This is a genomic window from Clostridium formicaceticum (assembly GCF_001854185.1).
In the GTDB taxonomy this organism is placed as follows: domain Bacteria; phylum Bacillota; class Clostridia; order Peptostreptococcales; family Natronincolaceae; genus Andreesenella; species Andreesenella formicacetica.
The window spans coordinates 761,608-776,044 of sequence record NZ_CP017603.1 but is presented as its reverse complement, the minus strand read 5'-3'; the positions used below and the strand labels follow the sequence as shown (position 1 = coordinate 776,044).

The 14,437-nt window shown below is 33.7% G+C and carries 17 protein-coding genes; 12 read left to right on the top strand and 5 right to left on the bottom strand.

Features of this window, described 5'->3' with window-relative positions:
* Positions 1 to 132: 132 nt before the first annotated feature.
* From BJL90_RS03665 to BJL90_RS03635, 7 genes are all read left to right on the top strand, one after another.
* The gene (locus tag BJL90_RS03665; RefSeq protein ID WP_070964247.1) at positions 133 to 972 is read left to right on the top strand and encodes an energy-coupling factor transporter ATPase; all 840 of its coding nucleotides are present in this window, start codon (positions 133 to 135) and stop codon (positions 970 to 972) included.
* The gene (locus tag BJL90_RS03660; RefSeq protein WP_070964245.1) at positions 957 to 1,820 is read left to right on the top strand and encodes an energy-coupling factor transporter ATPase; all 864 of its coding nucleotides are present in this window, start codon (positions 957 to 959) and stop codon (positions 1,818 to 1,820) included. The genes BJL90_RS03665 and BJL90_RS03660 overlap by 16 nt, the downstream gene beginning before the upstream one ends.
* On the top strand, positions 1,813 to 2,610 hold the full coding sequence (locus BJL90_RS03655; protein ID WP_070964243.1) for an energy-coupling factor transporter transmembrane component T family protein: 798 nt from the start codon (positions 1,813 to 1,815) through the stop codon (positions 2,608 to 2,610). The genes BJL90_RS03660 and BJL90_RS03655 overlap by 8 nt, the downstream gene beginning before the upstream one ends.
* A 22-nt stretch (positions 2,611 to 2,632) precedes the next feature.
* Positions 2,633 to 3,379, top strand: a complete 747-nt coding sequence (gene truA / locus BJL90_RS03650) for a tRNA pseudouridine(38-40) synthase TruA (protein WP_070964242.1) — start codon at positions 2,633 to 2,635, stop codon at positions 3,377 to 3,379.
* 128 nt (positions 3,380 to 3,507) lie between these two features.
* Positions 3,508 to 3,936 carry a 50S ribosomal protein L13 gene (rplM, locus tag BJL90_RS03645; RefSeq protein WP_070964240.1) on the top strand — a complete coding sequence of 143 codons (429 nt, stop codon included), beginning with the start codon at positions 3,508 to 3,510 and terminating at the stop codon, positions 3,934 to 3,936.
* Between the two features lie 30 nt (positions 3,937 to 3,966).
* A complete protein-coding gene (gene rpsI, locus BJL90_RS03640) occupies positions 3,967 to 4,359 on the top strand; it encodes a 30S ribosomal protein S9 (protein WP_070964238.1) in 393 nt (130 codons plus the stop codon).
* 196 nt (positions 4,360 to 4,555) lie between these two features.
* On the top strand, positions 4,556 to 4,732 hold the full coding sequence (locus tag BJL90_RS03635) for a DUF1540 domain-containing protein (protein WP_070964236.1): 177 nt from the start codon (positions 4,556 to 4,558) through the stop codon (positions 4,730 to 4,732).
* 159 nt (positions 4,733 to 4,891) lie between these two features.
* Here the strand turns inward: BJL90_RS03635 and BJL90_RS03630 are convergent, their stop codons facing one another.
* Positions 4,892 to 5,119, bottom strand: a complete 228-nt coding sequence (locus BJL90_RS03630) for a hypothetical protein (RefSeq protein WP_070964235.1) — start codon at positions 5,117 to 5,119, stop codon at positions 4,892 to 4,894.
* Positions 5,120 to 5,324: 205 nt separating this feature from the next.
* Here BJL90_RS03630 and cwlD point away from each other — a divergent pair, with 205 nt between their 5' ends.
* Positions 5,325 to 6,041, top strand: a complete 717-nt coding sequence (gene cwlD, locus BJL90_RS03625) for an N-acetylmuramoyl-L-alanine amidase CwlD (protein ID WP_070964233.1) — start codon at positions 5,325 to 5,327, stop codon at positions 6,039 to 6,041.
* A gap of 23 nt (positions 6,042 to 6,064) precedes the next feature.
* Here the strand turns inward: cwlD and BJL90_RS03620 are convergent, their stop codons facing one another.
* Positions 6,065 to 6,436 carry a phage holin family protein gene (locus tag BJL90_RS03620; protein ID WP_070964231.1) on the bottom strand — a complete coding sequence of 124 codons (372 nt, stop codon included), beginning with the start codon at positions 6,434 to 6,436 and terminating at the stop codon, positions 6,065 to 6,067.
* A 179-nt stretch (positions 6,437 to 6,615) separates the two neighbouring features.
* Between BJL90_RS03620 and BJL90_RS03615 the strand changes: the two genes are divergently transcribed.
* Entirely contained in the window at positions 6,616 to 7,473 is an 858-nt protein-coding gene (locus BJL90_RS03615; protein ID WP_070964230.1) for a divergent polysaccharide deacetylase family protein, read from the top strand.
* A gap of 206 nt (positions 7,474 to 7,679) precedes the next feature.
* Positions 7,680 to 9,029, top strand: a complete 1,350-nt coding sequence (hcp, locus tag BJL90_RS03610) for a hydroxylamine reductase (protein ID WP_070964228.1) — start codon at positions 7,680 to 7,682, stop codon at positions 9,027 to 9,029.
* A gap of 96 nt (positions 9,030 to 9,125) precedes the next feature.
* Here the strand turns inward: hcp and speD are convergent, their stop codons facing one another.
* Both speD and BJL90_RS03600 read right to left on the bottom strand, forming a co-directional pair.
* On the bottom strand, positions 9,126 to 9,947 hold the full coding sequence (gene speD / locus BJL90_RS03605) for an adenosylmethionine decarboxylase (protein ID WP_236905016.1): 822 nt from the start codon (positions 9,945 to 9,947) through the stop codon (positions 9,126 to 9,128).
* A gap of 349 nt (positions 9,948 to 10,296) precedes the next feature.
* A complete protein-coding gene (locus BJL90_RS03600) occupies positions 10,297 to 10,902 on the bottom strand; it encodes a TetR/AcrR family transcriptional regulator (RefSeq protein WP_070964225.1) in 606 nt (201 codons plus the stop codon).
* Between the two features lie 482 nt (positions 10,903 to 11,384).
* Here BJL90_RS03600 and BJL90_RS03595 point away from each other — a divergent pair, with 482 nt between their 5' ends.
* Together BJL90_RS03595 and BJL90_RS21780 are read left to right on the top strand one after the other, a co-directional pair.
* Entirely contained in the window at positions 11,385 to 13,247 is a 1,863-nt protein-coding gene (locus tag BJL90_RS03595) for a sensor histidine kinase (RefSeq protein WP_070964223.1), read from the top strand.
* 80 nt (positions 13,248 to 13,327) lie between these two features.
* Complete coding sequence (locus BJL90_RS21780; protein WP_156778696.1) at positions 13,328 to 13,492, top strand: hypothetical protein; 165 nt, start codon at positions 13,328 to 13,330, stop codon at positions 13,490 to 13,492.
* Positions 13,493 to 13,591: 99 nt separating this feature from the next.
* Here the strand turns inward: BJL90_RS21780 and BJL90_RS03590 are convergent, their stop codons facing one another.
* Positions 13,592 to 14,365 carry a LysM peptidoglycan-binding domain-containing protein gene (locus BJL90_RS03590; protein ID WP_236905015.1) on the bottom strand — a complete coding sequence of 258 codons (774 nt, stop codon included), beginning with the start codon at positions 14,363 to 14,365 and terminating at the stop codon, positions 13,592 to 13,594.
* Positions 14,366 to 14,437 lie beyond the last annotated feature (72 nt).

Here is a 14,437-nt window from a genome sequence, read left to right as displayed (position 1 = left end):
CAAAAACTTGGTCCCTATTTTTTATTCAAAGAATAGTTTTTCAAGATAAAATGAGTTATAATATATCGTGTATGTAAGAAACTAAATATAATATAACTTAGCCTATGGCATTGCTTTAAGAAGGAGATTTTTATGGAACATATGATAGAGGTAGACCACGTTGCATTTGATTATAAAAATAATGAGGAAGAGGTAGTAACAGCCTTGAAAGATATTACCATACAAGTGAAAAAAGGAGAGTTTTTAGTCATTATAGGTCATAATGGTTCAGGTAAGTCTACATTGGCAAAACATATGAATGCTTTGCTGCTGCCAACACGGGGGGATGTAAGGGTAAAGGATATGAATACCAAAGAAGAAGAATATCTTTGGGATATTAGGCAAGCTGCTGGTATGGTTTTTCAAAATCCAGATAATCAGATTGTTGCTACCATTGTAGAAGAAGATGTGGCTTTTGGCCCTGAAAATCTTGGCGTGGAACCAGCGTCCATTCGTAGAAGGGTGGATGAAGCGCTTGGTATTGTGGGTATGTCAGATTATCGCGAGAAAGCACCCCATCTGCTGTCAGGAGGACAAAAACAGCGTATAGCCATTGCTGGTGTTATAGCTATGCGACCTGATTGTATTATCTTTGATGAGCCAACAGCTATGCTGGACCCCTTTGGTAGAAAAGAAGTTGTTCGTACAATTAAAAAGTTAAATAAAGAAGAAAATATAACAATTATTCATATCACTCACTTTATGGAAGAAGCTGTAGATGCGGATCGTGTTATTGTTATGGAGGATGGCAACATTGTTCTTCAAGGTGCACCAAAAGAAGTATTCTCTCAAGTAGAACAGCTAAAGGAGCTGGGTTTAGATGTTCCTCAAGTTACAGATTTAGCGCATCAATTGATTGGTGAAGGAATTTCCATATCGAAAGATATACTTACAGTAGATGAGATGGTGATGGAATTATGTCGATTAAAATAGAAAATTTAACTTATATTTACAATCCTAAAAGCCCTTTTGAAACAAAAGCGTTGGATGATGTTAATTTAGAAATTAAAAGTGGAGAATTTATAGGACTCATAGGACATACCGGGTCAGGAAAATCAACTTTAACCCAGCATCTTAACGGCTTGATTAAGCCTACCAGCGGTAAAATAATGATCAATGATTTGGACATTACGCGTGCTTCGGTAAAACTGGTGGAAGTAAGAAAAAGGGTTGGATTAGTGTTTCAGTACCCTGAGCATCAATTATTTGAAGAAACCGTTTATAAAGATATAGCTTTTGGTCCTATAAACTTAGGCTTATCGCAGGAGGAAGTTAAGGAAAGAGTAAAGGAAGCTATGAATTTGGTCAAACTATCCTATGATGATCTCAAAGATAGATCCCCTTTTGAACTAAGTGGAGGGCAAAGGAGAAGAGTGGCTATAGCTGGTGTTTTAGCTATGAAGCCGGAGGTATTAATATTAGATGAGCCTACTGCTGGATTAGATCCTAGAGCGCGGGATGAGATATTAGATCAAATAAAACTTCTTCACGAAACCTATAAGAGCACCGTTATTTTGGTATCCCATAGTATGGAGGATATAGCAAAGTTAGTAGATAGAATTATTGTTATGCACCGTGGAAAAGTAGCACTGATGGGGGCACCTAGGGAAGTATTTCGCCAATCAGAGGTTTTAGAATCTATAGGATTGGGGATTCCGCAGATTACTTATTTAATGAAAAAGTTGAAGGACTTGGGTGTCTACTTAAGAGAAGATATACTGACGGTAGAAGAAGCGAAGGAAGAAATACTAAAGTGGATAAGAGGGAAAGAGAATGCTTAAAGATATTACAATAGGTCAACATTACCCAACTGGTTCTATCATACATAAATTAGATCCTAGGACAAAAATACTTATTACCTTTGCTATTATCTTAGGCTTGTTTATTGTAAAGAACTTTATTGGATATATATATATTATTTCATTTATTATTGCTGCTATTGGGATATCCAAAATCCCTTTTAAATACATGGTTAAAGGACTAAAACCTCTGTATATTCTTATTTTTTTTACATTCCTTATTAATGTGTTTATGACAAGAGGTGAAATTGTGTTTAGCCTGGGTCCTTTAAATGCCACAAAAGAAGGGATATATCAAGCAGTATTTATGGCTATAAGATTAATATTGTTGGTTATAGGGACCTCTTTACTAACCCTTACTACATCGCCTATTATGCTAACTGACGGGATTGAACATTTATTAAATCCTTTTAAGAAGATTGGTATACCAGCGCATGAGTTAGCTATGATGATGACAATAGCCTTAAGATTTATTCCAACGTTATTAGAAGAGACTGATAAAATTATGAAGGCGCAAATCGCTAGAGGAGCAGACTTTGAAAGCGGTAATATTATAAATCGTGCAAAGAGCTTGGTACCTTTATTAGTGCCATTATTTATCAGTGCCTTTAGGAGGGCTGATGAACTTGCTATGGCTATGGAGGCTAGGTGCTATCGTGGGGGAGAAAATCGTAGTAAAATGAAACAACTTAAGATGGAGCAAAAAGACTTTATAAGTCTTATTATAACAGTTGTGCTATTAGCGGCACTAGTCTATACAAGAGGTATATAGCATTTCTAAGGGGATGGCTTTCATGAGGAACATTATGATTAAAACTGAGTACGATGGAACAAATTACAATGGTTGGCAGATACAGCCCAATGGTATCACTATTCAACAAAAAGTTATGGAGGCTGTTAAAAAACTTACTGGAGAGGATGTTACCATCAATGGTTCGGGAAGAACAGATGCTAAGGTTCATGCTAGAGGGCAAGTGGCTAACTTTTATACGCAAACAACAATCCCTATAGAACGCATTCCATCAGCTATAAACCATTTTTTGCCTGAAGATATTACTATACTAGAGGCAAAAGAAGTAGCTATGGACTTTCACGCTCGATATTGGGCGCAGGGAAAAGTTTATTCTTATCAGGTCTATAATCAAAGGCAAAGAAGTGCATTATTAAGAAATTATAGCTATCATTTTCCGTACCAGCTAGAATTAGATAGGATCAAAGAAGCAGCAGAGGTGCTGCTGGGCACCCATGATTTTAAGGGATTTATGTCTAGTGGTAGTAGTGTAAAAACTACAGTTAGAAGTATATATGCTATTAAAATAGAAAAAGGCGAAAATAGTATATGGATGACTTTTGAAGGAAATGGTTTTTTATATAATATGGTAAGAATTATTGTTGGAACTTTATTAGAAGTAGGCAGCGGAAGAAGATCCATAGAAACAATAAAAAAGGCATTAGAACTAGGGGATAGGGAAAAAGCAGGGCATAAAGCCCCTCCTCAAGGATTATTTTTAGATAAAGTATTTTACCCCTTGACACACTAGGGAGGTTGTATTACAATATATGAGTGTGTGTATGTAAAAATGATCCACTAGCCCCGGATCTTGTGCATATAAAAACGACGTGAATGTATAACAGATAGCCTTAAGGAAATTTAGAAGGAGGGAAAACGATGAAGTCATATATGGCAAAACCAAATGAAGTAGAAAGAAAATGGTTTGTAGTTGATGCTGAAGGTAAAACTTTAGGTAGATTATGTTCAGAAGTTGCTAAAATTTTAACAGGAAAAAATAAACCAGAGTATACGCCTCATGTGGATACCGGCGACTTTGTAATTATCTTAAATGCTGGAAAGGTTGAATTAACTGGCAAGAAATTAGACCAAGAATTCTATACTTACCATACAGGACATCCAGGTGGATTAAAGCAAGTTAGTTTTAGAAACATGCTTGCTGAAAAACCTGAAAAATTAGTTTACAATTCAGTAAAAGGCATGCTTCCAAAGACAAGACTTGGAAGACAAATGCTTAAAAAGTTAAAAGTATATGCTGGTGCAAGTCATGAGCATGAAGCACAACAACCACAAGTACTAGATATTTAATTTGATCGGGTTAGAAAGGAGGAAAAATAGATGGCAAAAGTAGCATACTACGGAACAGGTAGAAGAAAAAAATCAATTGCTAGAGTGAGATTAGTTCCTGGTGAAGGAAACATCACTATAAATAAACGTGATATTGAAGATTATTTAGACTATGAAACCTTGAAAAGAGAAGTAAGGCGTCCACTTGAAATGACAAACACATTAGCAAAGTATGATGTGATTGCAACTGTAGCAGGTGGCGGTTTCACTGGCCAAGCTGGTGCTTTAAGACATGGTATTTCAAGAGCTCTAATTAAAGCCGATGAAGAATTAAGAGGAATCTTAAAAAAGGCTGGTTTCTTAACAAGAGATGCTAGAGCAAAGGAAAGAAAGAAATACGGTTTAAAAGCTGCAAGACGTGCACCTCAGTTCTCAAAGAGATAATTATACTATATATAAAAAGATTGTCCATTCTCCAATGGACAATCTTTTTATATATACAAATCAAAAGCAGCTTGAGTTTAAGAACTATGACAGGCTTTTACTTCAGACATGCTATGAAAATAATATCCTGTATGAAATATTAAATTTTGCAGATAATATTGTAGGAAGTTAATATTTTATAAAGGAGGCGTAATAAATGAGAGTAAACAAAATGAATCAACCTAACCAAGGAATTAAATGTATAGTAAATACTTGTCACTATTATATGAATGGAGATCGTTGTTCAGCAGAGATGATCGAAGTTCAGCCTAGAAATGCCAGCAGTACACAGGAAACAGATTGTGCAACATTCATACCAGAAGGCCAAGCTTAATCTTGAAAAAGGTCTGTTAGATAGGCACTTGCTTCTAACAGACCTTTTAAATTTAGGAATTATCATTCTTGACGGTTTGTTTTATGCACTGAAATATGGGGAAGTATATCATTTTCCCGGGAAATAAAGGTGGATATTAAATAATTTGTATAAATTTGCTTAATTATATAGCTTTTTTTCTAAAACTTCAATGTTTTTTGATACAGATGCTATGCTATTAGTAAGCGTTTTAAATTCATGGGCTAAATCTGCATCTTTTAAACGACCATTATTATCATCTACCATTAACATTTCAAGGGCAGACAAATACTCTTGAGACCTATCTATATTTTTTTTTAATTCCCTCAGTTGATTTGAGATGTTGTCTATGTCTTTTGAATTTTGCATGATACTTCTCCTTTCTCGATATAAGATACTTTTCTTCCTATATTTTTTCCCTTTTAAAAAATATAATACAAAAGAAGGACAGAAAAATAGTGAACTTATAATTGTATATGCGGCTCATGATTCATATATATATATCACAGGAAAAATATTTGTCAATATAAATAGGGCCCTGTGATAAAGGCCTAAATTATAGGGGGAATTTCATTTGAAGGTAATCATTATTAGAAAAAGGTGGATTTATATTAGTATTGTATTACTATTTATTTCAGCACTTTCTATAGCATGTATAAACTACTGCAAGATTAAAGCAGTTTTTCACACATTGCCTACGCTTACTAAAGTCGTCCTTCTAGACGCAGGACACGGCGGGGTTGATCCGGGCGCTGTTAGTAAGGGAGGCGTAAAAGAAAAAGACATCAATCTAGCGATAGCACTATATTTAAAGGAATATTTAGAGCAAAGTGGAGCTGTTGTCGTCATGACCCGCACTAAAGATGAAGGATTGTATTCAGAGGGAGGAAGTTTGAGGGAGAAAAAAAATGAAGACCTCAGAAAAAGGAAGGAAATGGTAAAAGAAAGCGGCCCAGATATATTTATTACAATTCATCTTAATAGTTTTCCACAGACCCAGTACCATGGAGCTCAGACCTTTTATCCAAAAGATAATACAAAGGGTAAAGTATTAGCAGAAAAAATACAGGAAGAATTAATCAATACATTAGATAAAAATAATAAGCGGGTTGCATTACCAAAAGAAGATGTATATATCATTAAAGGATTAGATATACCGACCACATTGGTTGAGTGTGGTTTTCTATCTAATCCTAAGGAGGAACAGCTATTACAAAAATCATCTTACCAAAAACAGATTGCTTGGGGTATATATATGGGAATACAGAGATACTTTCTAGAGAAACCATAGAAATTAGATATATTCTCTATAACCTAAATTGTTTTACCAGGGATAATCATATCAATAATCCCTATGACAAGTGCCCCTATGATGGCACCTAAAAAGGTTACTGTCATAGCAGGAACAATAAATTGACTAATATAAATAACAATAGCGGCAACAATGAAGCCTATAATCCCTCTACCAAAAGGAGAAGCATCAACCTTGAACACCCTTTCTACTAAGTAATTAACAATTGAAATCACTAAAGCGGCCACGATAACACCCCATAAACCTTCAATTCTAAAGCCTGGTGTAATAAAGGCAGCTACTGCGATAACAATAGCAGATATGATAAATCTTAAAATTAATTTACCCCAACCTGGGGCGTCCTGAGTACGGTTTGAATTTCTTTCGTCTGACACGGTAATACCTCCATTTCAACAAATATTTTTTATGCAACAAAACTCACCTTCACATTTCAGAAGGCAGTGTTGTTTTAAAAGAATGTCACTTATAAATAGCATGCACAATAGGAAGTTGTTTTATTCATTTATATAAGGGAAGGTATGATAAAAGCTAATAATATAGGAAAGGTGATAAAATGAAAAATAAAATTTTTTTTATTGTGATAAATAAAAAAAGAATACTATGTAGCTTAATATTATTTATCATTCTTTTTCTTATCATGATAGGGGTAAGAATTCAGATTAAGAAAAATACTAAGGTTTGGAACTATCATGAAACCATTGTAGAAAAATTAGGATATAGAGAAAATAGAGAGGTTAAAGCTAAAATAGCTATCATCATAGATGATTTTGGAAATGCTGGCAATGGTACAAAGGAAATGGTAGATATTCAGGCTACGCTAACTTGTGCAGTGATCCCATTTTTACCCTATACTACTGAAGATGCAGAATTAGCCCATAGTAAAGGACATGAGATTATTATTCATCTTCCTATGGAACCTCATATTGGGAGCCCTAAATGGTTAGGTGAAAAAGGGATTACGATAAATCTCTCCACAGAGCAAATTAAAAGTATTATGAGAGAAGCTATTGAAAATGTATCCTATGCAGTAGGTATTAACAATCACATGGGTTCTAAGGCTACAGAGGATAAAAGAATCATGGCAGCCATCATTGATGTATTAAAGGAGAACAATATGTACATAGTGGACAGTAAAACAAGTATGAACTCCGTTATAGCAGAAATTGCAAAGGAATACGAAGTACCAGTTCTAGAACGAGCAGTATTTTTAGATAATGAAAAGAATGTTGAAGCAATAAAAAGACAGCTAGTTCTACTGGGGGAGTTGGCGTTAGAGAAGGGTTATGCAATAGGAATAGGTCATGTAGGACCTGAAGGAGGCGTTATAACAGCCAAGGCTATACAAGAAATGATTCCTGTTTTTGAAAAAAAAGGTATTGAAATTGTGCCTATATCTGATCTAATAAAGTAATTTTATTAAACTAGAGAAATTAGTACAAATATGAAGTTCTTAATAACATATTTGGCAAAATGAAGAGGAGAAAAGAACTAATTGAAAAAAGTTGGTACAGCATGATTATAATCACAAAACAACGTGACTTATGTCACGGTAAAGTCAGAAGATTTGTTATATATTATTCATATAAATAATATATAAATTTGAAGGGAGAAATAATCATGTTCGGAATATTTAAGAATAAAAACAACAACCAAGGCAATGAGGTAAAGGAGAGCAATCCAATGTTTTGCTATCAATGTGAACAAACACCAGAGGGAGGATGTACAAAGTTTGGTGTTTGTGGAAAAAATCCTGATATAGCAAGTCTACAAGATATTATTATCTTTGGGTTAAAAGGCGTTGCTGCCTATGCGACACATGCTAGAGAGCTAGGAATGGTTGATCCTGAAGTAGACGCAATTGCGCATGAGGCATTATATACTACATTAACAAATTCAAACTTTAACTTACAGGAACACATCGGTATGGCAATGAAGGTGGGAGAAGCTACAGTAAAGGTAATGGATTTATTAGATAAAGCTCACACTTCAAGACTAGGGATTCCACAGCCGGTAACTGTGACACAGGATAAGGTGGAAGGACATGCAATACTAGTAACAGGACATAACTTATATGCATTAGAAGAATTATTAAAACAAACAAAAGGTAAAGGTATTAATATTTATACCCACTCTGAAATGCTACCAGCCCATGGTTATCCTGAATTAAAAAAATACCCTCATTTAAAAGGAAACGTAGGAAAAGCTTGGTACGATCAGAGAAAACTGTTTGAAGAATTTCCAGGCGCTATTTTAGGAACAACAAACTGCTTGATGCCAATTAAAGGAAGCTACTCTGATAGATTTTGGTCTTATGGTACCTGTGGTTTAGAAGGAACAGAAAAAATCATCAATGATGACTTTACACCAATTATAAAGAGAGCTTTATCTTTACCAAAGGCAAATATAAAGTCTGATAAAGTTTTAACGACAGGTTTCCATCACAATACAGTATTATCCATCGCTCCAGAAATCATTGATGCAGTAAAAGGTGGTAAAATCAAGAGATTTTTTGTAATCGCTGGTTGTGATGCACCTACAAAAGGAAGAGATTATTATAGAGAACTAGCCAGCACACTACCGAAGGAATGTGTGATTTTAACAACTTCTTGTGGTAAGTTTAGATTTAATGATATAGATTTTGGAACTGTGCCGGGAACTGAAATTCCAAGATATATTGACTTGGGACAGTGCAACAATTCAGGTTCAGCAGCAAAAATCGCTATAGCCTTAGCAGAAGCTTTTAGTTGTAGCGTAAATGATTTACCATTGACCATTGTGCTATCATGGTTTGAGCAAAAAGCTGTGGCTATTTTATTAGGATTATTTAGTTTAGGTGTAAAAAATATCTATATAGGGCCAAGTGCTCCTGCCTTTGTAACACCGGGTGTACTAAAAGTATTACAAGATACCTTTAATTTACAACTGATTAGCGGAGATGCAAAAGAAGATTTACCTAAGATGTTATAGATAAAATTCACTTACCTCAACCCTTTAAATATATATGTAACAAAAAAACGCCTATAGTCTTTAGAACTATAAGCGTTTTTTTGCTTGTAAAATCATTTAGTTGCTGTTATTGATGTTAATGCCATAGAATATTTCTGTCATCTCTTGATTCAGCTGTTCAAAGATTTCTCTTTTTTCTTCTTCACAAAGATCTTCCTCTGAGATTTCAAATAAATAATTATCAAGATCTATATCTTTTATTTTCATTTTAGTATGAAAAATATTTGACTGATAGATATTCATGTCAATTAGACTATATCTATCTATGGTGGTACTGGCAATATAATCTTGAATAGAACTAATCTTATGATCAATATAGTGTTTGTTACCTTCGATATCCCGAGTAAATCCTCTAACCCTATAATCGATGGTGATAATATCAGAATCAAAGCTACCTATCAAATAATTAAGAGCCTTTAAAGGGGAAATAGTACCACAAGTGGATACATCAATATCTACCCTAAAGGTACTGATATTATTTTCAGGATGACTTTCAGGGTAAGTGTGGACAGTTACGTGACTTTTGTCTAAATGACCCACTATATTTTCACGGGTTGGTGTTAGTACCCCTCTATTACAGGAGGGATCTAGTACATATAAAGGTACCTCTTCTTCAGAAATTAGTAGCGTAACACTAGCGCCTTGAGGATCATAATCCTGTTTAGCAATATTTAATACACTGGCTCCGATAGATTCTGTAACATTCTTTAAAATTTTTGTTAGTCTTTCGGAGTTATACTGCTCATCAATATACTCAATATACCTTTTTCGATCTTCTTCAGTTTTTGTATAACAGATATCATAGATATTAAAACTTAAGGATTTTGTTAAATTATTAAATCCATATAATCTTAATTTATTTTCATTTATCTTTGGCAATGACATTCCTCTTTTCTAATATTTTTCTTAGAAAATTATAAAACTTATATCGCTATTGTTAAGGCATGAATTTTTATCACTATAATATAAATTATTATAAATTTGTTCTTTATAGTATATTGAGCAATTAATTAATAAATATTCTATAACAGGCTTCAATGTTTCTCTTCACATTTTACTAAATTATATAGTAAATAGCAAATTAAATTATAAAATAATTTCTTAAAATTATAGAATAGACGAAAGGTATTTGTGTCTCACCACTTGAAGCTAATTTTACTTTTGGGGCATAAAAATCCCACCTCTAAATGTTAGGGTAGGCAGGATTTTTAATACCTATTAAACCACTTTATTTTTTAATAAATAGCACTTCCTTTAAATAAGTTTCATAAAAGTTGTTGAGGGCGGCCTCCAATTGAAACTCACCATCATAGGCACACCATTCTAGTAGAAGACCATACAAATAGGTTAATATAAATTTTGCAGTTTCTTGACTATCTAAGTTTTTCTTAAAATAGCCAATCCTTTGTCCTTCTTGAATAATGTTGGTCAAAACATTTTTTTGAAAAACACTAGTGATTGAAAAGTTTTTATAGTGATTCTCTATTTGAATTTTTAAAAAAATTTTTATTTCATCTAGTGCATCTTTTTGAAAATAGTTTATATAATAATCGAATATGCTACGAAGCTGCACATCAGGAGGGGAATCTAAAGTACCGCTATATATTTCTAGTAAATTTCCCTCAGTCAATCTAAATTTCCTTCTAACAATGTCAGCTTTTGACTTGAAGTGGTAGTAGAAGGCACCTTTTGTTAGGCCTAGTTCATTACAAATTTGCTCTACGGTAATATTATCATATCCCTTTTTTTGAAATAGGTAAAAAGCTTTATCTAGCAAAATTTTCTTTGTATTGATAGCTTGTTCTCTACGTAATTTTTTATGTGTGATCTCCATAAAACTTACCATTCCCTTTATAATTTAAGATTATTATAACAATTATATTTTCAAAAATAAAGGATTGACTTTACATACCTTAGTATGTTAATATTATAACATACTAAGGTATGTAAGACACAAACAAAAAATTCCAGTTAGTTTTCGTAGCTGTATCTTACTTCCTATAGAGATTATACATATGCTTTATTATTTAGGGGATTTGCTGAGTAAAAAAAAGAATACTAGATAGTTTTAATTTTGTTTGTTAATTTTTAATATCAATAAGGATTTAGTGGCATGTCATAGCTTTTATGGAGCACTTGTCCGTTGATATAAATAAAACCCTCTTTAATTTGTTTGAAGCTGCATTGATGCAGCTTTTTTTTTATTGCTGATATGTGAAAAAGGAAAATTGTGGTATAATCTTAATGATGACAACAGGAATGGGGTTTATGTATGTAATCTAATAAAGAAATATCTTTAAATTAGGGGGGGGAAAAATGAAGCGTTTGAGTATTCGAATAAAGCTACTGATTTTGATACTTTTAGCACTTATTCCATTAATATTATTTCAATGTGTAGCTATTTTTAGAGGGCTTAATCATCAAACAGAAAGAGAACTTTTATCAAATGTTGAATATGCAGAGGCTATCTCAAAGGTTTTTGTAAATTATATCGAGGAAGTGTGGATACAGGAAGAAATGATTGCAAACTACATTACTGCTCAGAAAAACATACCCGTAGGAGAAATACAATCTTACTTAGAGGAAAGTCAGTTTGCTCAAAAAATCATTTCTAGCATACATTTTTTCAATTTAGAAGGCACTATTCTAGCTAGTTCAAGTCACAAGCCAATAGGCCAAGTATTTGACCAACATAGGTATTTTCAACGAATATTGCAAGGGGAAGAAAAAGTTGTTTCTGATCTTATACTGAACTCTGAGGGTGAATTCATTTTACCGGTTGCTAGAGAAATAAAGCAAGAGGGAGAACTGATAGGAATTATTGTAGCTGTCATAGATGTAGAGAAGCTAGCATCACGATTCCCGAGTTTTTTATTTCATGAAGGCAGTAGATTTACATTTGTGGATACGAATAGAAGTGTGGTATACTGCAGTGATCCAAACGTAAAATATTCACGAGGGCAAACGATACCATTTAATTTTAGTGCTTGGAAAGCTTCAAAGGGAGAATTGCTTAAAACAGCAAACTACAAATCAGAAATGGACGGGACTTTAAGAATGCGTGTAGTCTATCCTATGAATGAAATTGGATGGACGTGTATAGTTAGCTCTAATCAACATATTGTTTTAAAGGAATACTATAGGCAAGTGCGAAATTCAACGATTATTTTGATATTGGTTTCTTTGATTTCTATAGGAGGAGCTGTTTTGTTAGGAAATCATATTCTGTACCCTATGTCTAAATTAAAAAGCGCTGCCTATACTTTAGCTAGTGGTGATTACTCAGTACGTGTTAATGTACCTGGCAATGATGAAATAGCAATAACTGCACAAGTATTTGACTATATGGCAGAAGAAATTGAGCAATACGACAAATTAAAAACCCAGTTTTTTGCTAATCTATCTCATGAATTCAAAACCCCTATTAATGTAATTTTTTCAGCTACACAGCTTCTTATATTGAAACAAGATGATATGCAGGATGATTTATGTAAAATTGAGTTTCAAAAATTTGTAAAGATGATAAAACAAAACTGTTATAGACTCTCAAGGTTAGTGAATAATCTGATCGATATTAGTCGTTATGATGGAGGGTATTTGAAATTAACGCTTAAAAATCATAACATAGTCTCCCTTATAGAAGAAATTACTATGTCAGTTACTAAATATGCTGAGACGAAAGAAATAACCATATTGTTTGATACAGAAATAGAAGAAAAGGTGATTGCATGTGATCCTGATTTTATCGAAAGGATTGTGCTAAACCTTCTTTCTAATGCCATTAAGTTTACAGAGAAGAAAGGTAGCATTTTCATAAATATTTATGATAGACAGGATGATATTATTATATCTGTGAAGGATACTGGTATAGGCATTCCTGAAGATAAACTTGGTATTATATTTGAACGTTTTAGGCAGGTGGATAGTTCTCTCAATAGAAGTAATGAAGGTAGTGGAATAGGATTATCACTTGTAAAGGCATTAGTAGAAATGCAGAAGGGAACAATATCTGTAAAAAGCAAACTAGGGATAGGAACGGAATTTATTGTAGGGCTTCCTGTAAAAATACTAGCTGAGAAAGATATAGAACTATGCAGCGATACGATAAATATGAATAGCATAGGGGAAAGAATAAATATCGAGTTTTCGGATATATACTCTGTTTATGAATGTGAGTAAACGGATATTAAATTTTTTTCCTAAAATTACCTTGTATGAGATAATGGATCAGACGAAAAATAAAATAGAGGTGATAATGTGTGAAAAGAAAAAAAAACAAAGGAGCTATTGATAAAAATTTCTTTAATGAAATGAACTATGAATTAGCTGGTGATATAGGGGCTATTAATAATGAAGAAATGCTTAAAAATAAAAAATTGATAGCAGGAAAAAAGTATACTGTTAAAAATCAAAAGAAATCCTAAACAGTTAAGGACTCCTAGTTTTTGGGAGTCCTTAATTGTTTAAGTCTAGTAGTTTTTTCCTTTCAAATACCTTAACTATCTAAGTTGGGTTCATCACATTTACGATACAGGTATACAAATTATTTGTCCTACGATTAAATTATCCGGATTTACGCTTGGATTAGCTCTTCTGATTGCTTCCACAGTTGTATTGTATCTAATAGCAAGATTATAGAAGGTATCTCCTGATCGTATCGTGTAAGCAGTTGTTCCAGAAGGACAAGTAGTTGGTGGTGGCGTAGTGCAGTCTACTCCAAGTGCAGTCCATGTCCGTATTCCTACAATCCCATCCTGAGTAAGGCCTTTACTAGCTTGGAAAGCTATAACCGCTGCTTGTGTTCTAGAACCGAAAATACCATCAATAGGTCCTGGATCAAAGCCAGCATCTTTTAAAAGTTGTTGAAGTTGTCTTACAGCACCACCTCTGCTACCTACTCTCAAGGTAGGGCATACGGGAGCAGGGGGCGGTGTAGGCCTAGGTATACAAATGATTTGGCCAATAAATAGTCTGTCTGGATCAACACCGGGGTTTGCAGCCAGCAAAGCATCTAGAGAGATATTATGAGCTCTAGCTATGGCATAAAAAGTATCGCCAGCTCTAATAGTGTAGGCTGTTGTTCCTGCTGGACAAGTAGTAGGAGGTATAGCGGCAGGAATACAAATTTGCTGCCCGATCATCAGCATATTTGGATTAACAGTAGGATTCGCTGCAATGATAGCTTGAATGGTTGTATTAAATCGAATTGCTAATCTATAAAAGGTATCACCTGCCCGAATGATATAAGGTGTCGTTCCAGGGGGGCATGGCACTTGACTATAATACATATGATACATATTTTTTCTCCTCCTTTATAGAATATTGTAAATATACTATGGATTAGTATACTATAGTATATTCTAGTGAAG